This is a genomic window from Pseudomonas putida, from assembly GCF_001976065.1.
Lineage (GTDB): Bacteria > Pseudomonadota > Gammaproteobacteria > Pseudomonadales > Pseudomonadaceae > Aquipseudomonas > Aquipseudomonas serbica.
The window spans coordinates 1001371-1025769 of record NZ_MNAH01000002.1; the positions used below are offsets into that span (position 1 = coordinate 1001371).

The 24399-nt window shown below is 62.3% G+C and carries 22 protein-coding genes; 17 read left to right on the forward strand and 5 right to left on the reverse strand.

Annotated features, from left to right (window positions below; translation table 11 throughout):
• Positions 1 to 10: 10 nt before the first annotated feature.
• The 5 genes from BKX96_RS10940 (at position 11) to BKX96_RS10960 (ending at position 4805) form a co-directional block, all read left to right on the forward strand.
• The gene (locus tag BKX96_RS10940; RefSeq protein ID WP_046817409.1) at positions 11 to 898 is read left to right on the forward strand and encodes an SMP-30/gluconolactonase/LRE family protein; all 888 of its coding nucleotides are present in this window, start codon (positions 11 to 13) and stop codon (positions 896 to 898) included.
• Positions 899 to 965: 67 nt separating this feature from the next.
• Positions 966 to 1937 (forward strand): TRAP transporter substrate-binding protein, encoded by a 972-nt coding sequence (locus BKX96_RS10945; RefSeq protein WP_077183829.1) that lies wholly within the window; start codon positions 966 to 968, stop codon positions 1935 to 1937.
• 79 nt (positions 1938 to 2016) lie between these two features.
• Positions 2017 to 2544: a TRAP transporter small permease gene (locus tag BKX96_RS10950; RefSeq protein WP_046817407.1), complete on the forward strand. Its 528-nt coding sequence runs from the start codon at positions 2017 to 2019 to the stop codon at positions 2542 to 2544.
• A complete protein-coding gene (locus tag BKX96_RS10955; protein ID WP_077183830.1) occupies positions 2545 to 3825 on the forward strand; it encodes a TRAP transporter large permease in 1281 nt (426 codons plus the stop codon).
• A gap of 113 nt (positions 3826 to 3938) precedes the next feature.
• Positions 3939 to 4805, forward strand: a complete 867-nt coding sequence (locus BKX96_RS10960) for an aldose 1-epimerase (RefSeq protein ID WP_077183832.1) — start codon at positions 3939 to 3941, stop codon at positions 4803 to 4805.
• A gap of 81 nt (positions 4806 to 4886) precedes the next feature.
• Here the strand turns inward: BKX96_RS10960 and BKX96_RS10965 are convergent, their stop codons facing one another.
• A complete protein-coding gene (locus BKX96_RS10965) occupies positions 4887 to 5693 on the reverse strand; it encodes a sulfite exporter TauE/SafE family protein (protein WP_046817404.1) in 807 nt (268 codons plus the stop codon).
• A 159-nt stretch (positions 5694 to 5852) separates the two neighbouring features.
• On the opposite strand from BKX96_RS10965, the gene BKX96_RS10970 reads away from it, so the two are divergent.
• Positions 5853 to 6716: an MBL fold metallo-hydrolase gene (locus BKX96_RS10970; protein WP_077183834.1), complete on the forward strand. Its 864-nt coding sequence runs from the start codon at positions 5853 to 5855 to the stop codon at positions 6714 to 6716.
• Between the two features lie 115 nt (positions 6717 to 6831).
• Here BKX96_RS10970 and bkdR read toward each other — a convergent pair whose 3' ends face one another.
• Complete coding sequence (gene bkdR / locus BKX96_RS10975) at positions 6832 to 7320, reverse strand: Bkd operon transcriptional regulator BkdR (protein WP_008059350.1); 489 nt, start codon at positions 7318 to 7320, stop codon at positions 6832 to 6834.
• 185 nt (positions 7321 to 7505) lie between these two features.
• Between bkdR and BKX96_RS10980 the strand changes: the two genes are divergently transcribed.
• The 5 genes from BKX96_RS10980 to BKX96_RS11000 all read left to right on the forward strand — a co-directional run bounded on the left by BKX96_RS10980 (position 7506) and on the right by BKX96_RS11000 (position 13706).
• Positions 7506 to 8741: a 3-methyl-2-oxobutanoate dehydrogenase (2-methylpropanoyl-transferring) subunit alpha gene (locus tag BKX96_RS10980; RefSeq protein WP_077183836.1), complete on the forward strand. Its 1236-nt coding sequence runs from the start codon at positions 7506 to 7508 to the stop codon at positions 8739 to 8741.
• A 1-nt stretch (position 8742) separates the two neighbouring features.
• Positions 8743 to 9801, forward strand: coding sequence for an alpha-ketoacid dehydrogenase subunit beta (locus tag BKX96_RS10985; RefSeq protein WP_077183838.1), 1059 nt, complete (start codon positions 8743 to 8745; stop codon positions 9799 to 9801).
• On the forward strand, positions 9802 to 11073 hold the full coding sequence (locus BKX96_RS10990) for a dihydrolipoamide acetyltransferase family protein (RefSeq protein ID WP_077183840.1): 1272 nt from the start codon (positions 9802 to 9804) through the stop codon (positions 11071 to 11073). It begins immediately after the preceding gene.
• An 18-nt stretch (positions 11074 to 11091) separates the two neighbouring features.
• On the forward strand, positions 11092 to 12474 hold the full coding sequence (gene lpdA, locus BKX96_RS10995) for a dihydrolipoyl dehydrogenase (protein ID WP_046817399.1): 1383 nt from the start codon (positions 11092 to 11094) through the stop codon (positions 12472 to 12474).
• A gap of 212 nt (positions 12475 to 12686) precedes the next feature.
• Complete coding sequence (locus tag BKX96_RS11000; protein WP_046817398.1) at positions 12687 to 13706, forward strand: branched-chain amino acid aminotransferase; 1020 nt, start codon at positions 12687 to 12689, stop codon at positions 13704 to 13706.
• 63 nt (positions 13707 to 13769) lie between these two features.
• On the opposite strand, the gene BKX96_RS11005 is transcribed toward BKX96_RS11000, so the two are convergent.
• Positions 13770 to 14108 (reverse strand): FKBP-type peptidyl-prolyl cis-trans isomerase, encoded by a 339-nt coding sequence (locus BKX96_RS11005; RefSeq protein ID WP_077183842.1) that lies wholly within the window; start codon positions 14106 to 14108, stop codon positions 13770 to 13772.
• Between the two features lie 145 nt (positions 14109 to 14253).
• Here BKX96_RS11005 and BKX96_RS11010 point away from each other — a divergent pair, with 145 nt between their 5' ends.
• From BKX96_RS11010 to BKX96_RS11025, 4 genes are all read left to right on the forward strand, one after another.
• Positions 14254 to 15309 carry a M4 family metallopeptidase gene (locus BKX96_RS11010; protein WP_077183844.1) on the forward strand — a complete coding sequence of 352 codons (1056 nt, stop codon included), beginning with the start codon at positions 14254 to 14256 and terminating at the stop codon, positions 15307 to 15309.
• Positions 15306 to 15629 carry a protealysin inhibitor emfourin gene (locus BKX96_RS11015; RefSeq protein ID WP_077183846.1) on the forward strand — a complete coding sequence of 108 codons (324 nt, stop codon included), beginning with the start codon at positions 15306 to 15308 and terminating at the stop codon, positions 15627 to 15629. The genes BKX96_RS11010 and BKX96_RS11015 overlap by 4 nt, the downstream gene beginning before the upstream one ends.
• A 104-nt stretch (positions 15630 to 15733) precedes the next feature.
• Complete coding sequence (locus BKX96_RS11020) at positions 15734 to 17542, forward strand: monovalent cation:proton antiporter-2 (CPA2) family protein (protein ID WP_077183848.1); 1809 nt, start codon at positions 15734 to 15736, stop codon at positions 17540 to 17542.
• Between the two features lie 48 nt (positions 17543 to 17590).
• Positions 17591 to 18688: a DNA alkylation repair protein gene (locus BKX96_RS11025; RefSeq protein ID WP_046817393.1), complete on the forward strand. Its 1098-nt coding sequence runs from the start codon at positions 17591 to 17593 to the stop codon at positions 18686 to 18688.
• A 485-nt stretch (positions 18689 to 19173) separates the two neighbouring features.
• On the opposite strand, the gene BKX96_RS11030 is transcribed toward BKX96_RS11025, so the two are convergent.
• Complete coding sequence (locus BKX96_RS11030) at positions 19174 to 20079, reverse strand: LysR family transcriptional regulator (protein ID WP_046817392.1); 906 nt, start codon at positions 20077 to 20079, stop codon at positions 19174 to 19176.
• 120 nt (positions 20080 to 20199) lie between these two features.
• Here BKX96_RS11030 and BKX96_RS11035 point away from each other — a divergent pair, with 120 nt between their 5' ends.
• Positions 20200 to 21846, forward strand: a complete 1647-nt coding sequence (locus BKX96_RS11035) for a GMC family oxidoreductase (RefSeq protein ID WP_077183850.1) — start codon at positions 20200 to 20202, stop codon at positions 21844 to 21846.
• 215 nt (positions 21847 to 22061) lie between these two features.
• The gene (locus BKX96_RS11040; RefSeq protein ID WP_077183852.1) at positions 22062 to 23684 is read left to right on the forward strand and encodes an MFS transporter; all 1623 of its coding nucleotides are present in this window, start codon (positions 22062 to 22064) and stop codon (positions 23682 to 23684) included.
• A gap of 173 nt (positions 23685 to 23857) precedes the next feature.
• Here the strand turns inward: BKX96_RS11040 and BKX96_RS11045 are convergent, their stop codons facing one another.
• Positions 23858 to 24226: a DUF427 domain-containing protein gene (locus BKX96_RS11045; protein ID WP_046817389.1), complete on the reverse strand. Its 369-nt coding sequence runs from the start codon at positions 24224 to 24226 to the stop codon at positions 23858 to 23860.
• Between the last annotated feature and the right edge of the window lie 173 nt (positions 24227 to 24399).

Sequence of the window (24399 nt, forward strand, 5' to 3'; positions counted from 1 at the left end):
ATGAGTTGCCATGAATGCCGAATTGATTGTCGATGCCCGCAACGCCGTGGGTGAAAGCCCGGTCTGGGTACCTGAGGAAAACGCCCTGTATTGGGTGGATATTCCCGCTGGCGGTCTGCAACGCTGGAGTGCGCAAAGCGGGCATGTACACGCCTGGAAAGCCCCGCAAATGCTTGCCTGCATCGCCCGCCACCCCGACGGTGGCTGGGTCGCCGGCATGGAGAGCGGGTTCTTCCGCCTGCATGCGCATGCTGACGGCAGCCTCGACAGCGAACCCCTGGCCCAGGTCGATCACGCCCGCCCGGACATGCGCCTCAACGACGGTCGCTGTGACCGCCAGGGCCGCTTCTGGGCTGGCAGCATGGTCCTGGACATGGGCGCCAATGCCGCCGAGGGCACGCTCTATCGCTATGCCGCCGGGCAACAGGGGCCGCTCCAAGGGCAATTGAACGGCCTGATCGTGCCCAACGGCCTGGCCTTCAGCCCGGACGGCCGGACGATGTACCTGTCCGACTCCCACCCGCTGGTGCAGCAGGTCTGGGCCTTCGATTACGACATCGACAGCGGCACCCCTTCCAACCGCCGTCTGTACATCGACATGAACCAGCACGCCGGTCGCCCTGATGGCGCGGCGGTCGATGCCGAGGGTTGCTACTGGATCTGCGGCAACGATGCCGGGCTGGTCCACCGTTTCACCCCCGACGGTCGACTGGACCGCTCCCTCGCGTTACCTGTGAAAAAACCGAGCATGTGCGCCTTCGGTGGCAGTCGCCTGGACACCTTGTTCGTGACCTCGATCCGCCCGGGAGACGACCAGGACGAACACTCCCTGGCCGGTGGCGTGTTCGCCCTCGATCCCGGCGTCAAGGGTCTGCCGGAGCCGCACTTCAAGCAATAACCGCAACTGTTGGCGCTACACCGCTGTGCCCTGAATAAAAACAACAACAAGACTGGAGACACCCCCGATGGACTTCAAACGTACCTTGCTCGCCGCAGCACTTCCCCTGGCTTTCACCCTCAGCAGTGCCGCTCAGGCGCTGGAAATCAAATTTGCCGACATCCACCCGGCAGGCTACCCGACCGTGGTCGCCGAAGAGCAACTGGGCAAGACCCTGGTGGCCGACAGCGACGGCAAGCTGACCTTCAAGATGTTCGCCGGCGGTGTGCTCGGCTCGGAAAAGGAAGTGGTCGAGCAAGCCCAGGTCGGTGCCATCCAGATGGCCCGGGTCAGCCTCGGCATCGTCGGCCCCGTGGTACCGGACGTGAACGTGTTCAACATGCCGTTCGTGTTCCGTGACCAGGCGCACATGCGCAAGGTCATCGATGGCGAAGTCGGCGACGAGATCCTCGACAAGATCACCCACTCCGAATTCAACCTGGTCGCCCTGGCCTGGATGGACGGCGGCACGCGCAACATCTATACCAAGAAACCGGTGCGCAGCCTGGAAGACCTCAAGGGCATGAAGATCCGGGTGCAAGGCAACCCGATGTTCATCGAAACCATCAACGCCATGGGCGGCAACGGTATTGCCATGGACACCGGTGAAATCTTCAGTGCCCTGCAGACCGGGGTGATCGACGGCGCGGAGAACAACCCGCCGACCCTGCTCGAACACAATCACTACCAGAACGCCAAGTTCTACAGCCTGACCGGCCACCTGATCCTGCCCGAGCCGATCGTGATGTCGAAGATCACCTGGAACAAGCTCACCCCCGAGCAGCAAGTCCTGGTGAAGAAGACCGCCAAGGCTGCGCAGGCCCAGGAGCGCACCCTATGGGATGCCAAGTCGGCCAGCAGCGAAGAAAAACTCAAGGCCGCCGGCGTCGAGTTCATCACCGTCGACAAAAAACCTTTCTATGAGGCAACCGCCTCGATCCGCGAGAAATACGGCGCGCCCTACGCTGACCTGATCAAGCGCATCGAAGCCGTCCAGTAACCCTCCCTGCATTCAAGAAAGGCCCGGCGCGCACTGACCAGGGAACAGGTCCGTGCGCGCCCGGTTACGGTGGAACCCGATGAAGAATCTACTGCTGCGTTTCAATGACAAGCTCTACATGACCTGCATCTGGGTCGCCGGGCTGTCCGTGCTGGCCATTGCCCTGATCATTCCCTGGGGCGTGTTCGCCCGTTACGTGCTCGGCACCGGCTCCAGCTGGCCCGAGCCCACGGCGATACTGCTGATGATGGTCTTCACCTTCATCGGCGCCGCCGCCAGTTATCGTTCCGCTTCGCACATGGCGGTGGCGATGCTCACTGACCGCATGTCGCCGCAACTGCGCCAGGCCATGAGCGTATTTTCGCAATTGCTGATGGCGACCATCAGCCTGTTCATGGCGATCTGGGGCACCAAGTTGTGCCTGTCGACCTGGAACCAGTTCATGAGCGCCCTGCCGACCCTGCGCGTGGGCATCACTTACATGCCCATTCCGATTGGCGGTCTGCTGACGCTGATCTTTGTGCTGGAGAAGCTCTTGTTCGGTGACCAGAGCAACCGTCGGGTCGTGCGTTTCGACCTCGTTGAAGAAAACGAAGGGGCTGCCTGAATGGACGCTTTTATTCTGTTGGGCAGTTTTATCGCGTTGATCCTGATTGGCATGCCGGTCGCCTACGCGCTGGGACTTTCTGCGCTGATCGGCGCGTTCTGGATCGACATTCCGTTCCAGGCGCTGATGATTCAGGTCGCTGGTGGCGTGAACAAGTTTTCCCTGCTGGCGATTCCGTTCTTCGTGCTGGCCGGCGCGATCATGGCCGAGGGTGGGATGTCCCGGCGCCTGGTGGCGTTTGCCGGGGTGCTGGTGGGGTTCGTGCGCGGTGGCCTGTCGCTGGTCAACATCATGGCGTCGACTTTCTTTGGCGCGATCTCCGGTTCATCGGTAGCTGACACTGCCTCGGTCGGTTCGGTGCTGATCCCGGAAATGGAACGCCGCGGCTATCCCCGTGAATTCGCCACCGCCGTGACCGTCAGTGGTTCGGTGCAGGCCCTGCTGACCCCGCCGAGCCACAACTCGGTGCTCTACTCGCTGGCCGCGGGCGGCACGGTGTCGATTGCCTCGCTGTTCATGGCCGGGGTGGTACCGGGCCTGTTGATGAGCGCGTGCCTGATGGTGCTGTGCCTGATCTTCGCCAAGAAGCGTGACTACCCCAAGGGTGAAGTCATTCCGATGCGCGAGGCACTGAAGATTTGCGGCGAAGCCTTGTGGGGGCTGATGGCAATGGTCATCATCCTCGGCGGCATTCTCTCGGGGATCTTCACCGCGACCGAATCGGCAGCCATCGCCGTGCTCTGGTCGTTCTTCGTGACCATGTTCATCTACCGCGACTACAAGTGGAGCGAGCTGCCAAAATTGATGCACCGCACGGTGCGCACGATTTCGATCGTGATGATCCTGATCGGCTTCGCCGCCAGCTTCGGCTACATCATGACCCTGATGCAGATCCCGGCGAAGATCACCACGATGTTCCTGACCCTGTCGGACAACCGTTACGTGATCCTGATGTGCATCAACGTCATGCTGCTGTTGCTCGGCACCGTGATGGACATGGCGCCGCTGATCCTGATCCTCACACCGATCCTGATGCCGGTGATTCTCGGCATTGGCGTGGACCCGGTGCAGTTCGGCATGATCATGCTGGTGAACCTGGGGATTGGTTTGATCACACCGCCTGTGGGCGCGGTACTGTTTGTGGGGTCGGCCGTGGGTAAAGTCAGCATTGAATCAACTGTGAAGGCCCTGCTGCCGTTCTACGGCGTGCTGTTTTTGGTGCTGCTGGCCGTGACCTACATTCCTGCGCTGTCGCTGTGGTTGCCGCATCTGGTGTTGTAACGCTTTTACTGTAGGAGCCGGCTTGCCGGCGCAGGCGTACTCAAGGGCGCCTTCGCCGGCAAGCCGGCTCCTACAGAGGGCATTCCGCGCATCTCTTTCCATTGCTGGTGAACATGAAACCCACACTGCTCGAACTCGAAGACGCCTTCACCCGCCTCACCCTCGCCCCCGAACTGGGCGGCAGCATCGTCAACTGGACCGTGCGCAGCACCGGCCAGCCCTTGTTGCGCCACGCCGATGAGCAGGCCTTGAACACCGGTCTTCCCGGTAAACTGGGCTGCTTCCCTTTGGTCCCGTGGTCCAACCGCATCGCCGAGCGGGGTTTCGACTGTCCGGATGGCTGGCTGGCCCTGGCGCCCAACAGCCCCGATCCGTTTCCGATTCACGGCAGCGCCTGGCAGCAGCGCTGGCAGGTGGTTTGCTCAACCGCTGACGAAGTGCTCCTGCAACTCGATAGCAGCGAGCCCTTTGCCTATTGCGCCCGTCAGCGATTCCATCTGAGCGAAGGCCGCCTGAGCATCGAATTGAGCGTCACCCACCTGGCCGAACATGCGGCCTGGCATGGCCTGGGGCTGCACCCGTACCTGCCACGCAGTGTCAACACGAGATTGCAGGCCACGGCCCGACAGGTATGGATGTGCGATGAGAAAAAAATCCCGACGCAACTGGCTGCGTTACCGGCCGAATGGGATTTCCAGCAGCCCGGGGCGCTGCCCCGGACGCTGGTCGACAACGCGTTCTGTAACTGGGACGGCCACTGCCTGATCCAGCAGCCCGACCTCGGCTACGAGCTGGAATGCCAGGCCAGCGGCAGCGATTATTATCTTCTTTATTGTCCGCCAGGGCTGGCATTTTTCTGCATCGAACCGGTCAGCCACCCGGTCAACGCGCACCACTTGCCCGGCCGGCCGGGGTTGCGTTTGCTGGAGCAGGGGCAATCCACTGAACTGGCCTTCACACTGCAATACCGCCCCTCGTAGGAGCCCGGCTTGCAGCGGGCGGCGTTCCGACGAAGGCGTCCTGAAGTGCGCCTTCGCCGGCAAGCCGGCTCCTACAATTTTTCAGAGGCGCGCCCGGAACAGCATGTAGACAGCGACGATCAGGCAGATACTGGCGAATCCCAGCTGCAACGCCCGCGCCGGCACCCGCGCGCACAGCTTGCGACCGACGATCATGCCGACGATGCTGGATACGATGAAGGCCACGCCCAGGCCGTCGATGCGCACCCCGGCATGCAAGGCGCCGATCACGCCGATGGCCGAGATCAAACTGATGACCATCAGGGACGTGGCGATGATGCCGCGCATCTGCACGTCGGTCAGTTGCTTGAAGGCCGGCACGATCAGAAAACCCCCGCCTACCCCCAGCAACCCCGAGACCACACCGGTCACCGCACCGAGGGCCGCGAGGGTCGCGGTGCATTTGGCGGTCCAGGAGAAGCGCCCGGTCTGCTGGTCGAGCATGCAGTTTTTCTGGCCCCAGTTGGCATGGCCATGGTCGCTCGGCCCCTCCTCCTTGCGCTCGCGCCGCAACATCCGCGCGGCCACCATGACCATCAGCAGGCTGAACAGGATCATCAGGACTTTTTCCGGCAACTGATGGGCGAAGTAGATGCCCAGCGGCGAAAAGACCGCCCCCAGCAGGGCAATCAACAGTGCCGCGCGATAGCGCACCAGGCCATGGCGCAAGCCATCGATGGCACCGACCGCCGCCGCGCTGCCCACCGCGAACAGGGCGACTGGCGCCGCCGTGGTCATGCTCCAGCCCAGTCCCAACACCAGCGCCGGCACCGCTAGAATGCCGCCCCCGGCTCCGGTCAAACCGAGCACCAACCCCATGACCACACCAAAAAAACTCGCCAGCAACATAGAACGCTCGTAATCCATGACAAAGGCCGGGAACGCCCGGTATCGATTGATGACAGGATAGAGCCCGCGTGGTTTTTTCGTTAACAGAATTGTCGCGGGCTGGTCAGCGCGGGGAAAATGAAACTACCCTCATGACTTACCCTTGAAGAAACAACCTCCATGCCAGCCCTGATTGAAGCCTTCTTCGACGACGCCTCGTCCACCTACAGTTACGTGATCTACGAAAATGACGGTGGGCAGTGTGCGATCGTCGACCCGGTGCTCGACTACACCCCGGCTGCCGGACGCACCGGCACCCTGCAGGCCGACCGGATCATCGCGTTCGTGCGCGAGCACCGCCTGCAGGTGCAATGGCTGCTGGAAACCCACGCCCACGCCGATCACCTGTCCGCCGCGCCCTACCTGCGGCGGGAGTTGGGCGGCAAGATCGCCATCGGCGAGTCGATCTGCAAGGTCCAGGGGGTGTTCAAGACCCTGTTCAACCTTGAGCCGGAATTTTCCATCGACGGTTCACAGTTCGATCACCTGTTCGCCCCGAACGAATCCTTCCGCATCGGCAACCTCAAGGCCACCGCCCTGCATGTGCCAGGCCATACCCCGGCGGACATGGCTTACCTGATCGGCAGCGACCTGATCCTGGTCGGCGATACCCTGTTCATGCCCGACGTCGGCACCGCCCGCTGCGACTTTCCCGGCGGCGACGCGCACCAGATGTTCGCCTCGATCCACAAGCTGCTGGCCTTCCCCGCCAGCGTGCGCCTGTACGTCTGCCACGACTACCCGCCCGAGGGCCGGGAACCGCAGTGCATGACCACCGTCGGCGAGCAACGCAAAAGCAACATCCACGTGCGCGACGGCATCGACGAAATCGCCTTCGTCGCCATGCGCACCCGCCGCGATGCCGGGCTGGGCATGCCGACGCTGCTGCTGCCGGCGATCCAGGTCAATGTACGAGCGGGGAATCTGCCGCCGGCGGAAGACAATGGGGTGACCTACCTGAAAATCCCCATTAACAAGCTGTGAGATATTGATCGTTCCCACGCTCCGCGTGGGAATGCATCCCGTGACGCTCTGCGTCACATCCAAAGCGGAACGCGGAGCGTCACCGGCGGCATTGCCACGCTGCGCGGGTGAACGATCAGGTACCCAGGGTCAAGCCATTGGCCGGCAACGGCAGCGCCGTCTTGTAGCGCACCTGCTTGAGCGCAAAGCTCGAGCGGATATTCGCCACCCCAGGCACCTTGGTCAGGAAGTCCATCATGAAGCGCTCCAGCGACTGAATGGTCGGCACCAGTACGCGAATCAGGTAATCCGGATCGCCGGCCATCAGGTAGCACTCCATCACCTCGGGCCGATCGGAGATGGCCTCTTCGAAATGCTGCAACGCCTCCTCCACCTGTTTCTCGAGGCTGACGTGGATGAACACGTTGACGTGCAGCCCCAGCAAATCGGCGTCCAGCAAGGTTACCTGCTCACGAATCAGCCCCAGCTCCTCCATCGCCTTGACCCGGTTGAAACACGGCGTCGGCGAGAGGTTGACCGAGCGTGCCAGGTCGGCGTTGGTGATGCGGGCGTTCTCCTGAAGGCTGTTGAGAATGCCGATATCGGTACGGTCCAGTTTGCGCATGAGACAAAAACACCTGTTTTTTATGTTTATGTAGATTTTTTATCTGCAAATGATCTTGAGCGCAATGAAACAGAGAGAAATATTCTTCTGGGCCGGGCCTATGATTGTTGTAGGACAAGATTTCTTCTACAGAACGAAATCTGTCAGCTCACTACAAGAAATTCACAAGATCGAGCGTAGAAGCCATGAACCAAGCGTACGAACCGCTGCGCCTGCACGTTCCCGAACCCTCGGGCCGCCCCGGCTGCAAAACCGACTTCTCCTACCTGCACCTGACCGATGCCGGCACGGTGCGCAAACCCCCTGTTGACGTTGAACCGGCTGACACGGCTGACTTGGCCCGTGGCCTGATTCGTGTGCTTGACGACCAGGGCAATGCCCTGGGTCCGTGGGCCGAAGGCGTGCCGGTCGAGATCCTGCGTAAAGGCATGCGTGCCATGCTCAAGACGCGGATCTACGACAACCGCATGGTGGTCGCCCAACGCCAGAAGAAAATGTCGTTCTACATGCAGAGCCTTGGCGAGGAAGCCATCGGCAGCGCCCAGGCCCTGGCCCTGAACATCGACGACATGTGCTTCCCGACCTACCGTCAGCAAAGCATCCTCATGGCCCGCGACGTGCCGCTGGTAGACCTGATCTGCCAACTGCTGTCCAACGAGCGCGATCCGCTCAAAGGCCGTCAGCTGCCGATCATGTATTCGGTGAAAGACGCCGGTTTCTTCACCATTTCCGGCAACCTCGCCACCCAGTTCGTCCAGGCTGTGGGCTGGGCCATGGCCTCGGCCATCAAGGGCGACACCAAGATTGCCTCGGCCTGGATCGGCGACGGCGCAACCGCTGAATCGGACTTCCACACCGCCCTGACCTTCGCCCACGTGTACCGCGCACCGGTGATCCTCAACGTGGTCAACAACCAGTGGGCGATCTCCACCTTCCAGGCCATCGCCGGTGGTGAGGCCACCACCTTCGCCGGTCGTGGCGTCGGTTGCGGCATCGCCTCGCTGCGGGTCGACGGCAACGATTTCTACGCGGTCTACGCCGCTTCCGCCTGGGCCGCCGAACGTGCGCGCCGCAACCTCGGCCCGACCATGATCGAATGGGTCACCTACCGCGCCGGCCCGCACTCCACCTCGGACGATCCATCGAAATACCGTCCCGCCGACGACTGGAGCCACTTCCCGTTGGGCGACCCGATCGCGCGCCTCAAGCAGCACCTGATCAAGGTCGGCCACTGGTCCGAGGAAGAACATGCCGCCGTCAGCGCCGAACTGGAAGCCGAAGTGATCGCCGCACAGAAAGAAGCCGAACAGTACGGCACCCTTGCCGGCGGCCAGATTCCAAGCGCCGCGACCATGTTCGAAGACGTCTACAAAGAGATGCCGGAGCATTTGAAGCGCCAGCGTCAAGAGTTGGGGATCTGACATGAACGATCACAACAACAATATCGAGCTGGAAACCGCCATGACCACGACCACCATGACCATGATCCAGGCCCTGCGCTCGGCCATGGATGTGATGCTTGAACGTGACGACAACGTCGTGGTGTTCGGCCAGGACGTGGGCTATTTCGGCGGTGTGTTCCGCTGCACCGAAGGCCTGCAGGCCAAGTACGGCACCTCCCGCGTATTCGACGCGCCGATCTCCGAAAGCGGCATCGTCGGCACCGCCGTGGGCATGGGCGCCTACGGCCTGCGCCCGGTGGTGGAGATCCAGTTCGCCGACTACGTGTACCCGGCCTACGATCAGATCATCTCCGAAGCCGCACGCCTGCGTTATCGCTCGGCCGGCGAATTCACCGCGCCGCTGACCCTGCGCATGCCCTGCGGTGGCGGCATCTACGGCGGCCAGACCCACAGCCAGAGCATCGAGGCACTCTTCACCCAGGTATGCGGTCTGCGCACCGTCATGCCGTCCAACCCCTACGACGCCAAGGGTTTGCTGATCGCCTCCATCGAAAACGATGACCCGGTGATCTTCCTGGAGCCGAAGCGCCTGTACAACGGCCCGTTCGACGGCCACCACGACCGCCCGGTGACCCCGTGGTCGAAACACCCCGCCGCACAGGTTCCGGACGGTTACTACACGGTACCGCTGGACGTTGCCGCTATCGCCCGTCCGGGCAAGGACGTCACGGTGCTGACCTACGGCACCACCGTTTATGTGTCGCAAGTGGCCGCTGAAGAAAGCGGTGTCGATGCCGAAGTCATCGACCTGCGCAGCCTGTGGCCGCTGGATCTGGAAACCATCACCAGATCGGTGAAGAAAACCGGCCGCTGCGTGATCGTTCACGAAGCCACCCGCACTTGCGGCTTCGGTGCCGAACTGACGGCGCTGGTGCAAGAGCATTGCTTCCACCACCTGGAAGCGCCAATCGAACGCGTCACCGGCTGGGACACCCCGTACCCGCACGCGCAAGAGTGGGCGTATTTCCCTGGCCCGTCCCGTGTGGGCGCGGCTTTGAAACGGGTCATGGAGGTCTGAATGGGCACGCACGTCATTAAAATGCCGGACATTGGCGAAGGCATTGCAGAAGTAGAATTGTCGGTATGGCACGTCAAGGTCGGCGACATGGTCGTCGAGGATCAGGTGCTGGCCGATGTCATGACCGACAAGGCGATGGTGGATATTCCGTCACCGGTCCATGGCAAGGTAATCGCCCTGGGCGGCCAGCCAGGTGAAGTGATGGCGGTCGGCAGTGTGCTGATCAGCATTGAAGTCGAAGGCGCGGGAAACGTTAAGGAGTCGGCGCAACCGGCACCGGCCAAAGAAGCGCCAGTTGCAGCGCCGAAAGTCGAAAGCGTGGTGCAAAGCAAGCCAGTCGTTGCCGCAGCGCCAAAAGCCGCCGTGTGCCAGGGCCCGATGGTCGCCCGCGAAGCCAATGAGCGTCCCCTGGCCTCTCCTGCCGTGCGCAAGCACGCGCTGGACCTCGGTATCCAGTTGCGCCTGGTCCGTGGCACCGGCCCTGCCGGCCGAGTGTTGCACGAAGACCTCGAGGCCTACCTGGCCCAGGGTCAGTCGAATGCGTCGACCGTCAGCAGCGCTTACAGCCAGCGCAACGACGAAGAACAGATCCCTGTGATCGGCATGCGCCGCAAGATCGCCCAGCGCATGCAGGACGCCACCCAGCGTGCCGCTCACTTCAGTTATGTCGAGGAAATCGACGTCACGGCCGTGGAAGAACTGCGCGCACACCTCAACGAAAAGCACGGTGCCACCCGCGGCAAGCTGACCTTGCTGCCGTTCCTGGTCCGCGCCCTGGTCGTCGCCCTGCGTGATTTCCCGCAGATCAACGCGCGCTACGACGACGAAGCCCAGGTCATCACCCGCCTCGGCGCGGTGCATGTCGGCATCGCCACCCAGGCCGATATCGGCCTGATGGTACCGGTGGTACGTCACGCCGAAGCCCGCAGCCTGTGGGACAACGCCCAGGAAATCTCCCGCTTGGCCACCGCCGCCCGTAACGGCAAGGCCAGCCGCGACGAACTGTCCGGATCGTCCATCACCCTGACCAGCCTTGGCGCATTGGGTGGCATCGTCAGCACCCCGGTGCTGAACCTGCCGGAAGTGGCGATCGTCGGCGTGAACAAGATCGTCGAACGGCCGATGGTAGTCAAAGGGCAGATCGTGATCCGCAAGATGATGAACCTCTCCAGTTCCTTCGATCACCGGGTGGTCGACGGCATGGACGCGGCGCAATTCATCCAGGCCGTGCGTGGCCTGCTGGAACAACCCGCCACCTTGTTTGTGGACTGATATTTGTTGGAGAGCACGATGCAAACTCTGAACACCACACTGCTGATCATCGGCGGCGGTCCTGGCGGTTATGTGACGGCGATCCGGGCCGGCCAGTTGGGCATCCCGACCCTCCTGGTGGAAGGCCAATCCCTGGGCGGTACCTGCCTGAACATCGGCTGCATTCCGTCCAAGGCGCTGATTCACGTCGCGGAACAGTTCCACCAGACGCACAATCACAGCCAGCATTCGGCCCTGGGCATCAGCGTTTCGGCGCCAACCCTGGATATCGGCAAAAGCGTGGAATGGAAGGACGGCATCGTCGACCGCCTGACCACCGGCGTTGCGGCCCTGCTGAAAAAGCACAAGGTCCAGGTCATCCAGGGCTGGGCCAAGGTCGTCGACGGCAAGACCGTCGACGTCGGTGACACGCGCATCCAGTGCGAGCACCTGGTGCTGGCCACCGGGTCGAAAAGCGTCAACTTGCCGATGCTGCCCATTGGCGGGCCGATCATCTCCTCCACCGAAGCGCTGGCGCCGACGTCCGTGCCCAAACGCCTGGTCGTGGTGGGGGGCGGCTACATCGGCCTGGAACTGGGCATTGCCTATCGCAAGCTCGGTGCCGACGTCAGCGTGGTCGAAGCCCAGGAGCGCATCCTGCCGGCCTATGACGCTGAATTGACCCAGCCGGTGCACGATGAACTGAAAAAGCTCGGCATGAAGCTTTACTTGAAGCACAGCGTGCAAGGCTTTGATTCACAAGCCAATACTTTGCAAGTTCTGGATCCGAATGGCGACACCCTGAACCTGGAAACCGACCAGGTGCTGGTAGCCGTCGGTCGCAAACCCAACACCCAGGGCTGGAACCTCGAAGCGCTGAACCTGGACATGAACGGCGCGTCGATCAAGGTCGACGACCGCTGCCAGACCAGCATGCGCAACGTGTATGCCATCGGCGACCTCAGTGGCGAACCGATGCTCGCCCACCGGGCCATGGCCCAAGGCGAGATGGTGGCCGAGCTGATCAGCGGCAAGCACCGCGAGTTCAACCCCACCGCCATTGCCGCCGTGTGCTTCACCGACCCGGAACTGGTGGTGGTCGGCAAGACCCCGGACGAAGCCAAGGCCGCTGGCCTGGATTGCATCGTGTCGAGCTTCCCGTTCGCGGCCAATGGCCGGGCGATGACGCTGGAATCCAGAAGCGGTTTCGTGCGCGTGGTCGCTCGTCGGGACAATCATGTAATTGTCGGCTGGCAGGCGGTGGGTGTCGGTGTCTCCGAATTGTCCACGGCGTTCGCGCAAAGCCTGGAAATGGGCGCGCGATTGGAAGACATCGGCGGCACCATCCATGCGCATCCGACCTTGGGCGAAGCCGTTCAGGAAGCGGCGTTGCGGGCCCTGGGGCACGCGTTGCACCTGTGATTCAAAGCGTACACCGAACCTGTAGGAGCCGGCTTGCCGGCGAAGGCGATGGATCTGGCACACCGAGTCGCATCGATCGCTGGCAAGCCAGCGCCTACAAGGAATGTAATCCGGGCTGCGAAATCGGTCCGGAATGAAGTATTGTTGTCCCCATCCAGAAAACGTCAGAAACATTGAACCGTTTCGGCGGTTGTTAAGTGATAGAGGGTGTCATGGGTAACGAAAGCATCAATTGGGACAAGCTGGGTTTTGACTACATCAAGACCGACAAGCGCTATCTGTCGCACTTTCGCGATGGCGAGTGGGACAAGGGCACCCTGACAGAAGACAATGTGCTGCACATCAGCGAAGGCTCCACGGCCCTTCACTATGGCCAGCAATGCTTCGAAGGCCTGAAGGCCTATCGTTGCAAGGACGGTTCGATCAACCTGTTCCGCCCGGACCAGAACGCCGCCCGCATGCAGCGCAGCTGCGCGCGCCTGCTGATGCCACAGGTCTCTACCGAGCAGTTCATCGAAGCGTGCAAGGAAGTGGTCCGCGCCAACGAGCGCTTCATCCCGCCGTATGGCACTGGCGGCGCGCTGTACCTGCGTCCGTTCGTGATTGGCGTAGGTGACAACATCGGCGTGCGCACCGCACCCGAGTTCATCTTCTCGATCTTCTGCATCCCGGTCGGCGCCTACTTCAAGGGCGGCCTCACCCCGCACAACTTCCTGATCTCCAGCTACGACCGCGCCGCCCCACAAGGCACCGGCGCAGCCAAGGTCGGCGGCAACTACGCCGCCAGCCTGATGCCGGGCTCCCAGGCCAAGAAAGCCCACTTCGCCGACGCCATCTACCTGGATCCGATGACCCACACCAAGATCGAGGAAGTCGGTTCGGCCAACTTCTTCGGGATCACCCACGACAACAAGTTCGTGACCCCGAACTCGCCGTCGGTGCTGCCGGGCATCACCCGCCTGTCGCTGATCGAGCTGGCCAAGTCGCGCCTGGGCCTGGAAGTGATCGAAGGTGACGTGTTCATCGACAAGCTGTCGGACTTCAAGGAAGCCGGCGCTTGCGGCACGGCGGCCGTGATCACGCCGATCGGCGGTATCAGCTACAACGACCACTTGCACGTGTTCCACAGCGAAACCGAAGTCGGCCCGATCACCCAGAAGCTCTACAAAGAGCTGACCGGCGTGCAAACCGGCGACGTCGAAGCGCCAGCAGGCTGGATCGTCAAGGTCTGACCTGACGTCCCCTGCCATGAAAACGCCGCCCTCGACTTCGAAGGCGGCGTTTTTTTTTCCGCATCAATCATCCCGCGTCAGCACTTCCAGCAACTCGATCTCGAAGATCAGGTTCGAATTCGGCGTGATCTTGCCCATCGTGCGCTCGCCATAGGCCAGGTGCGCCGGCACCAGCAGCTTGCGCTTGCCACCCACCTGCATGCCCAAAATGCCCTGGTCCCAGCCCTTGATCACCCGCCCGGTGCCGATCACGCACTGGAACGGCTTGCCTCGACTGTAGGAAGAGTCGAATTCGCTACCGTCTTCCAGCCAGCCACGGTACTGGGTGGTGATCAGCGCGCCCTTGACGGCGGCCTTGCCGTCACCCGGCTCAAGATCAATGATTTGCAGTTCGTCGTTCATGTTCTTAACTCATCTACAGTGCCCTGACTTGCGGGCGCGGACGCAGGTTTTCGCAGAATCCGCCGTCGATGGCAACCGTCGGAACCGAAAGGCCCCTGTGCCGCTCAGAACAAGTATCGACTTCGCACTCAGAAAGGATGCTCTGATGAACGACCTGCGCAGTTTTATTCCGCCGTACATCCTGCATCGTATCGTCGCGCACGGCTCCGAACGCCAGCGTCACAGCGCCATGAGCACGCTGGCCCACGTGCGCACCCTGCGGCACCCGCCTGGCCCACCGGTGCGCCCTGCTGCCGCCGCAATCCTGCCGCCTTCCGGAAAAGCCGGCCAGGCCCAGCGCAGCGTGCATGATGCCCAGGGCAAAATGCTCTTGCCCGGCATGCCGGTGCGCCTTGAAGGGCAGGCAGCGAGCGGCGATCCGGCGGTCGATGAAGCCTATGATGCGCTGGGAGCCAGCTACGATTTCTTCTGGAAGGTGTTGGGGCGCGACTCCATCGACAACAAAGGCTTCGCCCTGGTCGGCAGCGTGCATTATGGCCAGGACTACGAAAACGCCTTCTGGAACGGCGCGCAAATGGTCTTCGGCGACGGCGATGGCGAGATATTCGAGCGCTTCACCCGCTCCCTCGACGTGGTCGCGCACGAACTGACCCACGGCGTGGTCGAGAGCGAAGCGGGCCTGGTCTATGCCGACCAGTCCGGGGCGTTGAATGAATCACTGTCGGACGTGTTTGGCGTGCTGACCAAGCAGTATCTGCTGGAGCAGACCGCCGACCAGGCGGACTGGCTGATCGGTGCGGATTTGCTGACACCGCGCATCAAGGGCATCGGCCTGCGCTCGATGGCCCACCCGGGCACCGCCTATGACGACCCGCTACTGGGCAAGGACCCGCAACCGGATCACATGCGCAAGTTCGTCATCACCCAGGAGGACAATGGCGGTGTGCACATCAATTCAGGCATTCCCAACCGGGCGTTTTACCTGGCAGCCAAGACCTTGGGCGGCTTTGCCTGGGAAAAGGCCGGGCTCATCTGGTACGACACGCTGTGCGACAAGCGCTTGGACCGCGAGACGTCATTCAGTGCCTTTGCAAAACTCACCCTGGAGCATGCACGGCGGCGCTTCACGGCCAAGGAAGCCCGGGCGGTGCAGCAGGGCTGGTCTGAAGTGGGTGTCGATGCGATGCAGGAGGAACCATGAAAACCTTGCCAACGCTGGATGAGCGCGCAGTCGTGTGCGTTTCGCGCCAGGGCGGTTTTGCCGCGATCCAGGCCATGACTCGCCCCCGGGAGATCGATTTCGCTCAGTGCAGCATCGATCAACGCTCGCGCATCTATGGCTTGCTTGAAGGTTGCCTGCCGCTGGCCAGTTCGGTCGCAGGTGGAGGCGACCAGCGTTTTTACCAGATCGAGTTGCACTACCACGAAGGCGAACACGACGACCAGATGGTGTTGAAGGTGCCGGAAGACCAGGCGCCCGCTGAGCTGGTGCGGCTCTGGGACCTGGGCGAATTGTTGTAGCGGCGTGGCATTGCCCGCCCATAATCTCTATCGCGCGATAGCGTTGACCCAAGACCAGCCTTTATCCTTGTCGACCCGCCGTACCGAGTTGATGGAGTTTTCTAATGCCCCATGAAGGCAGTCTGTTACAAGCCGCAGTCGTTTTTCTGCTCGCGGCCGTACTCACCGTTCCCCTGGCCAAGCGTCTGCAGCTGGGCGCGGTGCTGGGTTATCTGTTTGCCGGAGTGATCATCGGCCCCTCGGGGCTGGGCCTGATCGGCAATCCGGAAAGCGTCGCGCACATCTCGGAACTCGGCGTGGTGTTGCTGCTGTTCATCATCGGCCTGGAATTGTCGCCACGCCGGTTGTGGGTGATGCGCAAGGCGGTGTTCGGCGTCGGGCTGGCGCAGGTGCTGCTGACTGGAGCGCTGCTGGGGGCGTTGGCCCTGTATGTCTTCGGGCAACCCGTGAACACCTCTATCGTGCTGGGCCTGGGGCTGGCCCTGTCGTCCACCGCATTCGGCCTGCAGAGCCTGGCCGAGCGCAAGGAACTGACCAGCCCCCACGGGCGCCTGGCGTTCGCGATCCTGCTGTTCCAGGACATCGCAGCGATACCGCTGATTGCCATGGTGCCGTTGCTGGCGGGCAGCGCTGAAAGCGTCAGCGCTGCCGACGATGTGAACCAGGGCCTGCGCGTGCTGATCAGCATCGCCATCGTGGTGGTCGGCGGCCGCTACCTGCTGCGCCCGGTGTTCCGCGTGGTGGCCAAGAGCGGCTTGCCGGAGGTGTCCACCGCGACCGCGTTGCTGGTGGTGATGGGCACCGCCTGGCTGATGGACCTGGCTGGTATTTCCATGGCCCTCGGCGCCTTCCTTGCCGGCCTGCTGCTGGCGGACTCCGAATATCGGCACGAACTGGAAGCGCAGATCGAACCCTTCAAGGGCCTGCTGCTGGGGCTGTTTTTCATGAGCGTCGGCATGGGTGCCAACCTCAGCCTGCTCCTGCGCGAACCCATCGTGGTGCTGGGGCTGACCGTGCTGCTGATCGCCGTCAAGCTGCCGTTGCTGTTTATCGTGGGTAAAGTCGCCGGCGGCTTGAACAAGATCAGCGCCATTCGCCTGGGCATCGTGCTGGCGGCTGGTGGTGAGTTTGCCTTTGTGGTGTTCAAGATCGGCCGTGACCATGGCTTGTTCGATCCGCGCCTGTACGACTTGCTGGTGTTGGCGATCACCCTGTCGATGGCACTGACGCCATTGTTGCTGCTGCTATGCGCCCGACTGGTCAGCCCGAAGGTGCAACCGGTGGCGGTGCCGGAGCAGTTTCGCGAAATCGATGCCGACGAACCCCGTGTGGTGATCGCCGGCATGGGCCGTATGGGGCAGATCGTCGCGCGCATCCTGCGGGCGCAGAACATCAAGTTCGTGGCCCTCGACACCTCGGTGGAAACCATCGAACTGTCGCGCAGCTTCGGCGGCGTGCCGGTGTACTACGGCGACCCGATGCGCCCGGAAATCCTCAGCGCGGCCAAGGTCGGGAATGCCGAATTCTTCATCATCGCCACCGACGACCCGGACACCAACATCAAGACCGCCGAGCTGGTCCACAAGCTCTATCCGCACATCAAGATCATTGCCCGCGCGCGCAACCGCCAGCATGTGCACCGGCTGGTGGACCTGGGCGCCCACGCGGTGCGCGAAACCTTCTACTCCAGCCTGGAAATGAGCCGCCAGACCTTGATCGGACTCGGACTGACCCCCGAGCAGGCCGATGCACGGATCAAACGTTTCAAGCATCACGACGAACAGGTGCTCGAAGCCCAGCATGCGATCTACGACGACGCAGTGAAGGTCAAGCAGACGGCCCAGGAAGCGCGGGCGGAACTGGCACGGTTGTTTGAGTCGGACCAGTTGGAAGAGCAGGCCAGGAACGGTTGAGGTGAACCTGGCCGCTTTGCGATAAACCACAACCACACGGAGTACACCATGGCTGGCGACACATCCCCCGCGCTCAAGGAAATCTTCAACGCCGAACGCCTGCGGCACATCGCCGCCGAGATGACGGCGGTGTATCCCGGCTTCAATGCCAAGGGTTTCCTGAAACTGGCCAACAACGGTCTGGCCGAGTTGTCGGTGATGCAGCGTCTGGCTCGCGTCAGCGAATGCCTGCACGCGGTATTGCCAGCGGGGTATGAAGCATCCCTTGCGCTATTGCGCGAACTCGCCCCCCGCCTCAACAGTGGCTTTGTCAGCATGTGCCTGCCGCATTACGTGGCGACCTATGGCGCCGACCGCTTCGAACTGTCGATGGAGGCGCTCAAGTACTTCACCGCGTTCGGTTCTTCGGAGTTCGCCATCCGCCACTTCCTGCGCGCCGATATGCAGCGCTCGCTGAAACTGATGCATGACTGGTCACTGGACACCAACGAGCATGTCCGGCGCCTCGCCAGCGAAGGTAGCCGACCGCGCCTGCCGTGGTCGTTTCGCCTGGAACAGATCCAGGCCGACCCGCGCCTGGCGGCGGCAATCCTCGACAACCTCAAGGCCGACCCCAGCCTTTACGTGCGCAAGTCCGTGGCCAACCACCTCAACGACATCACCAAGGACCATCCCGAGTGGGTGCTGGACCTGATCGAGGGCTGGTCGCTGGACAACCCACACACTGCGTGGATCGCCAGGCATGCGCTGCGCAGCCTGATCAAACAGGGCAATTTGCGAGCCCTGGCGATCATCGGCGCGGGGGCCAAGCCTGAAGTGCAGATCATCGATGTACAGGTCAATCCGCCGGTGATTGGCCTAGGCGAAAAAATCACCTTGTCCTTCGCGGTCAAATCCACGGCCCACAACAGCCAGCGCCTGGTGATCGACTACGCCATCGATTACGTCAAGGCCAACGGCAGCACTTCGGCCAAGGTCTTCAAGCTCAAGGCCCTGACGCTGCCGGGCAACGCGACACAATCCATCGCCCGTGGCCAGCACATCAAGGAACTCACCACTCGCCGGCATTACGCGGGCAAGCACGCGGTGCATGTGCTGGTGAACGGGGAGCGGCTGGCGAGCACCGCCTTCGAAATCCTGGGTTGAGATGCGCTACTGAACATTGCGTTGGTCTTCCGGGCGCCATCGCTCTCACGGCTGGCCCGATCCACTGTAGGAGCTGGCTTGCCAGCGAAGGCGGCCTGCCAGCCTGCCCATCTCTCTCGCGCCCACACGCGATCCACTGCAGGAGCTGGCTTGCCAGCGATGGCGGCCTGCCAGCCTGCCCATCTCTCTCGCGYCCACACGCGATCCACTGYAGGAGCTGGCTTGCCAGCGATGGCGGCCTGCCAGCCTGCCCATCTCTCTCGCGTCCACACGCGATCCACTGTAGGAGCTGGCTTGCCAGCGAAGGCGGCCTGCCAGCCTGCCCATCTCTCTCGCGCCCACACGCGATCCACTGTAGGAGCTGGCTTGCCAGCGAAGGCGGCCTTGAACATTGCGTTGATCTTTCGGGCCCCATCGCTGGCAAGCCAGCTCCTACAGAGGACCGGGTATAGCGAGAGAGATGGGCAGGCTCACTCACAGGATTTTCACCCCCCGGGAAGAGGATTGGGCCCCAGCAACAATTCCTGCTCCCGCTCACACAACTCCACCACGTAATCCCACATCACCCGCAGCCGCACCGACTTGTGCAGCTCGCGGCGGGTGCTGATCCAGTAGCTGCGCAGGATGCTCTCCTGCGGGAGCAACGGCACCAGGGCGGGATCGTCGCTGGCCATGTAGCACGGCAGCACGGCGATGCCCAGGCCCGCGCGTGCGGCCTGTTGCTGGGCGATGACGCTGGTGCTGTGGAAGACCACCTGCGGGTTGCGGCAGAAGCTGTTGAGGAACATCAGTTCCTGGCTGAACAGCAAGTCGTCGACGTAGCCGATCCAGGCGTGCCGCCCCAGGTCTTCGCGATTGCGCAGCGCTGGCGAACGGTCGAGATAGTCCTGGCTGGCGTAAAGCGCCAAGCGATAGTCGGCCAGCTTGCGCGTGACCAGCATGTCGGCGGCCGGGCGTTCCAGGTGGATGCTGATTTCCGCCTCGCGGTTGAGGATGCTGACGAAACGCGGCACCGCCACCAGCTCGACTTCCAGCCCCGGGTAACGCTCGAACAGGCCGTTCATGCGGCTGGCGAGAAACATGATGCCCAGCCCTTCCGTCACCCCCACCCGGATCTTGCCCAGCGGCGCCGTGGACTGGGTGATTTCTTCCTGCGCCAGCAGCGCGACATTCTCCATGGCCTCGGCGTGCTTGAGCAATGCTTCACCGGCCGGGGTCAGCTCGTAGCCCTGGGCATGCTGCACGAACAAGGCGCTGCCAAGGCTCTTTTCAATGGCCTCGATGTGCCGCGCCACGGTGGCATGGGTGGTGTTCAAGCGGCGCGCGGCAGTGAGCAAACGCCCGCTACGCTGGAGCTCGAGAAAGAAGCGCAGGTCATTCCAGTCGAACATCATCCATCCTTAGGTCAGCGTTGTTTAAAAACGCACAGCAGCTGGGTAAAAACTAACATTCTTTAAACGAAAGCTAACAACTAGGATGGATCCCAACAAGAACAACAAGCGAGGTCAGGGATGCAAGCTTCCCTTGATGAATTCGACTACATCGTGGTTGGGGCGGGTCCCGCCGGTTGTTTGCTGGCCAATCGCCTGTCGGCCAACCCGCAGCACCGGGTGCTGCTGCTCGAAGCCGGCGGTCGCGACAATTACGCGTGGATTCACATCCCGGTGGGCTACCTGTTCTGCATCGGCAACCCGCGCACCGACTGGTGCTTCAAGACCGAGGCGCAACCCGGCCTGCAGGGCCGCACCCTGAGTTACCCGCGCGGCAAGGTCCTGGGCGGCTGCTCGTCGATCAACGGCATGATCTACATGCGCGGCCAGGCTGGCGATTACGACGGCTGGGCGGCCGACGGCAACCCCGGCTGGCGCTGGCAAGACGTGCTGCCGTTGTTCAAGAAGAGCGAAAATCATTATGCCGGCGAATCAACCTTCCACGGCGCCAGCGGCGACTGGCGAGTGGAACGCCAGCGCCTGTCCTGGCCGATTCTCGATGCCTTCCGCAGCGCCGCCGAGCAGAGCGGCATCGCCAGCATCGACGACTTCAACCAGGGCGATAACGAAGGTTGTGGCTACTTCCAGGTCAACCAGAAGGCAGGCGTGCGCTGGAATGCAGCCAAGGCGTTCCTCAAGCCGATACGCCAGCGCCCCAACCTGACGGTGCTGACCGGCGTCGAAGTCGACCGGGTGCTCCTGGAAAACGCTCGCGCCTGGGCGGTCAGCGCCCATTGGCAAGGTCAGGCCAGGACCTTCAAGGCGCGCAAGGAAATCATCCTGTGCGCCGGGTCCGTCGGTTCACCGAGCATCCTCCAGCGTTCCGGCATCGGCCCCCGCCCGCTGCTGCAGCGCCTGGGCATCGGCGTCGTGCATGAACTGCCAGGGGTCGGCGGCAACCTGCAAGATCACCTGCAACTGCGCCTGATCTACAAACTGGAAAACGCCCGCACCCTGAACCAGATGGCCGGCAGCCTGTGGGGCAAGATGGGCATGGGCTTGCGCTACCTGTATGACCGCAGCGGCCCCCTGTCCATGGCACCGAGTCAATTGGGGGCATTCGCCCGCTCGGGGCCGGAGCAGACTTCAGCCAACCTGGAGTACCACGTGCAACCGTTGTCGCTGGAGCGGTTCGGTGAACCGCTGCATGCCTTCCCGGCGTTTACCGCCTCGGTCTGCGACTTGCGTCCGCAAAGCCGTGGCCGGGTGGAAATCCAGTCCGCCAACCCGCAGCAAGCGCCCCTGATCCAGCCCAACTACCTCAGCCATCCCGAGGACTTGCGGGTGGCCGCCGATGCCATTCGCCTGACCCGGCGAATCGTTGCCGCACCCGCCCTGAAGCCGTTCAAGCCGGTTGAGTATCTACCCGGCGACAGCCTGCAGAGCGAGGCACAGCTGCACGAAGCCGCCGCGCGGATCGGTACCACCATCTTCCATCCCGTCGGCACCTGCCGGATGGGCAACGACGCGGACGCGGTGGTCGATGCCGAACTGCGCGTGCACGGCATCCCCGGCCTGCGTATCGCCGACGCCTCGATCATGCCGCGCATCACTTCGGGCAACACCTGCTCGCCTACGCTGATGATCGCGGAGAAGGCTGCACACATGATCCTCAACCCCGCCACACGGAGCATCACCGAGACAATGGAACTGGTCACACATCCGTGACTCCAGCACGGACACTGCAGGAGCGAGCCTGCTCGCGATGGTCGCCAACGATAACGCTGGAAACATGACACCACGCGGCGTTCCAAGGCCCTTCGCGAGCAGGCTCGCTCCCACAGGAAATGCGTACATCCGACACAACGACAGTAGCGGCGCCAGCCCACAAGGAAAGCGCCGACAGTGGAACAACAAAAACAATCACTGTGAGGGATACCGATATGTCAGAACACGTTCAACCCCTGGAAGCCGTGCGCAGCGCGGGCACCAGCCAGGAAACCCAGAAAGTCATCTTCGCCTCGTCGCTCGGGACGGTCTTCGAGTGGTATGACTTTTTCCTCTATGGCGCCCTCGCGGCGGTGATCAGCAAGCAGTTCTTCGCCGGGGTCAACGACACCACGGCGTTCATCTTCGCCCTGATGGCGTTTGCTGCCGGCTTCATCGTCAGGCCGTTCGGCGCCCTGGTGTTCGGCCGGTTGGGGGACATGATCGGGCGCAAATACACCTTCCTCGCCACCATCGTGCTCATGGGCCTGGCCACCTTCTGTGTCGGTTTGCTACCCAATTACGCGAGCATCGGCATTGCCGCGCCGATCATCCTCGTGGTGCTGCGCATGCTCCAGGGCCTGGCGCTGGGGGGTGAATACGGCGGCGCCGCGACTTACGTGGCGGAGCACGCCCCCATCGGCAAACGCGGTTTCCACACCAGCTGGATCCAGTCCACCGCCACCCTCGGCCTGTTGCTGTCGCTGCTGGTGGTACTCGGTTGCCGGTACTTCACCGGCGATCAGTTCGAAGTCTGGGGCTGGCGCATTCCGTTCCTGTTTTCGATCGTCCTGCTGGGCATCTCGACCTGGATTCGATTGAGCCTGCACGAGTCGCCTGCGTTCGTGAAAATGAAAGAGGAAGGCAAACTCTGCAAGTCGCCGATCCGCGACTCCTTCGGTAAATGGGACAACCTCAAGGTGGTCCTGATCGCCCTGTTCAGCATCAATGCCGGGCAAGCGGTGACCTTCTACGCGGCGCAGTTCTATGTGCTGTTCTTCCTCACCCAGTTCCTGAAAATGGACCCCGCAGTGGCCAACGGCCTGCTGATCGTCAGTGTGACCATCGGCGCCCCCTTCTTCATTTTCTTCGGCTGGCTGTCGGACAAGGTCGGGCGCAAACCGGTGCTGATGCTCGGCCTGCTGCTCGCCACGGCACTGTACTTCCCGATCTTCAAGACGTTGGCCCACTACGCCAACCCGGCCATCGACCAGGCCAGCCGCCAGGCCCCGATCACCGTGTTGGCCGACCCGGCTACCTGCACCTTCCAGTTCGACCCGGTGGGCAAGGCGAAATTCGACAGCCCCTGCGACAAGGTCAAGACCTTCCTGGTCAAGCAGGGCCTGCCTTACCAGAGCGAAGCGGCCCCGGCCGGCAGTGGTGTGCAGGTCAGCGTCGGTGACATTAAGATCGACGGCTTCGACGAAGCGGCCCTGCGTGGCGCGGTGACCCTGGTGGGTTACCCGCAACAGGCCGATATGCAGCAGATCAACAAGCCGATGATCGTGGCATTGATCGTCGCGCTGATCATCATCTCCGCCATGTGCTACGGCCCGCTGGCGGCGCTGATGGTCGAACTGTTCCCGACCCGCATCCGCTACACCTCGATGTCCCTGCCCTACCACATCGGCAACGGCTGGTTCGGTGGGTTCCTGCCGACGGTGTCATTTGCCCTGGTGGTCTATACCGGGGATATTTTCTACGGACTGTGGTACCCGGTGGTGATTACCGGGGTGAGCCTGGTGGTGGGGCTGCTGTGCCTGCGTGAGACGCGTAACGTCGACCTGGATAAAAACTGACGTTTACCCAATGAGCCTTCGCCTGTAGTTACCCACTGCCGGCGAAGGCGGACTGATAGCCAACCCAGCTCCCACGGCCGCACCTGATCCACTGTAGGCGCTGGCTTGCCAGCGATGAGGCCCGAAAAACGAGCGAAAGGTTCAAGACCGCCTTCTCCGGCATGCCGACGATCTCACTCGTCAATATCAATCAACTCAAACGTCACCTGATCCGGATAGTACGCCACATACTCCTGGATCTGCCTCACTGACACCTTGGGTTTTTCATAGCTCCACGCCGCATTAGCGCCTTCGTGTCCCGGTACCTGCAAGCTGAAATAACTGGCATCGCCCTTGTACGGGCAATAGCTGGTGTGATCGGTACGGGCGTAATACTTCTCGTCGATGTCCTCGCGCGGCACGTAGTACACCGGCGGGTAATTGGCTTCCAGCAACACCAGCGCACGAGACGTCGCTGCCACCTGGAATCCGTGAAATTTCACCAACAGGCAGCCGGGCTGCTCGGCGATGGTGATGACGGGGCTGGGACCGGAGCTTTTCATGGAATACGCACCTCATGACGGTGATGGACCTGTAACTGCAGGGCTGCACGACGCCCCGGAAACCTCGGTTTATCAGGTATAACCCAAGTAGCCGGCCTGCGACGGCTGCGCAGCCGAACGGATTCACCGGGTCGGGCAAACAGATGCAACGTTTTTGCTGTACATCCATACAG

Excerpts from the sequence above, each read along its gene's own strand:
- BKX96_RS10940 (WP_046817409.1), top strand. The coding sequence starts at position 11 with ATGAATGCCGAATTGATTGTCGATGCCCGCAACGCCGTGGGTGAAAGC.
- BKX96_RS10945 (WP_077183829.1), top strand. The coding sequence starts at position 966 with ATGGACTTCAAACGTACCTTGCTCGCCGCAGCACTTCCCCTGGCTTTC.
- BKX96_RS10950 (WP_046817407.1), top strand. The coding sequence starts at position 2,017 with ATGAAGAATCTACTGCTGCGTTTCAATGACAAGCTCTACATGACCTGC.
- BKX96_RS10955 (WP_077183830.1), top strand. The coding sequence starts at position 2,545 with ATGGACGCTTTTATTCTGTTGGGCAGTTTTATCGCGTTGATCCTGATT.
- BKX96_RS10960 (WP_077183832.1), top strand. The coding sequence starts at position 3,939 with ATGAAACCCACACTGCTCGAACTCGAAGACGCCTTCACCCGCCTCACC.
- BKX96_RS10965 (WP_046817404.1), bottom strand. The coding sequence starts at position 5,693 with ATGTTGCTGGCGAGTTTTTTTGGTGTGGTCATGGGGTTGGTGCTCGGT.
- BKX96_RS10970 (WP_077183834.1), top strand. The coding sequence starts at position 5,853 with ATGCCAGCCCTGATTGAAGCCTTCTTCGACGACGCCTCGTCCACCTAC.
- bkdR (WP_008059350.1), bottom strand. The coding sequence starts at position 7,320 with ATGCGCAAACTGGACCGTACCGATATCGGCATTCTCAACAGCCTTCAG.
- BKX96_RS10980 (WP_077183836.1), top strand. The coding sequence starts at position 7,506 with ATGAACCAAGCGTACGAACCGCTGCGCCTGCACGTTCCCGAACCCTCG.
- BKX96_RS10985 (WP_077183838.1), top strand. The coding sequence starts at position 8,743 with ATGAACGATCACAACAACAATATCGAGCTGGAAACCGCCATGACCACG.
- BKX96_RS10990 (WP_077183840.1), top strand. The coding sequence starts at position 9,802 with ATGGGCACGCACGTCATTAAAATGCCGGACATTGGCGAAGGCATTGCA.
- lpdA (WP_046817399.1), top strand. The coding sequence starts at position 11,092 with ATGCAAACTCTGAACACCACACTGCTGATCATCGGCGGCGGTCCTGGC.
- BKX96_RS11000 (WP_046817398.1), top strand. The coding sequence starts at position 12,687 with ATGGGTAACGAAAGCATCAATTGGGACAAGCTGGGTTTTGACTACATC.
- BKX96_RS11005 (WP_077183842.1), bottom strand. The coding sequence starts at position 14,108 with ATGAACGACGAACTGCAAATCATTGATCTTGAGCCGGGTGACGGCAAG.
- BKX96_RS11010 (WP_077183844.1), top strand. The coding sequence starts at position 14,254 with ATGAACGACCTGCGCAGTTTTATTCCGCCGTACATCCTGCATCGTATC.
- BKX96_RS11015 (WP_077183846.1), top strand. The coding sequence starts at position 15,306 with ATGAAAACCTTGCCAACGCTGGATGAGCGCGCAGTCGTGTGCGTTTCG.
- BKX96_RS11020 (WP_077183848.1), top strand. The coding sequence starts at position 15,734 with ATGCCCCATGAAGGCAGTCTGTTACAAGCCGCAGTCGTTTTTCTGCTC.
- BKX96_RS11025 (WP_046817393.1), top strand. The coding sequence starts at position 17,591 with ATGGCTGGCGACACATCCCCCGCGCTCAAGGAAATCTTCAACGCCGAA.
- BKX96_RS11030 (WP_046817392.1), bottom strand. The coding sequence starts at position 20,079 with ATGTTCGACTGGAATGACCTGCGCTTCTTTCTCGAGCTCCAGCGTAGC.
- BKX96_RS11035 (WP_077183850.1), top strand. The coding sequence starts at position 20,200 with ATGCAAGCTTCCCTTGATGAATTCGACTACATCGTGGTTGGGGCGGGT.
- BKX96_RS11040 (WP_077183852.1), top strand. The coding sequence starts at position 22,062 with ATGTCAGAACACGTTCAACCCCTGGAAGCCGTGCGCAGCGCGGGCACC.
- BKX96_RS11045 (WP_046817389.1), bottom strand. The coding sequence starts at position 24,226 with ATGAAAAGCTCCGGTCCCAGCCCCGTCATCACCATCGCCGAGCAGCCC.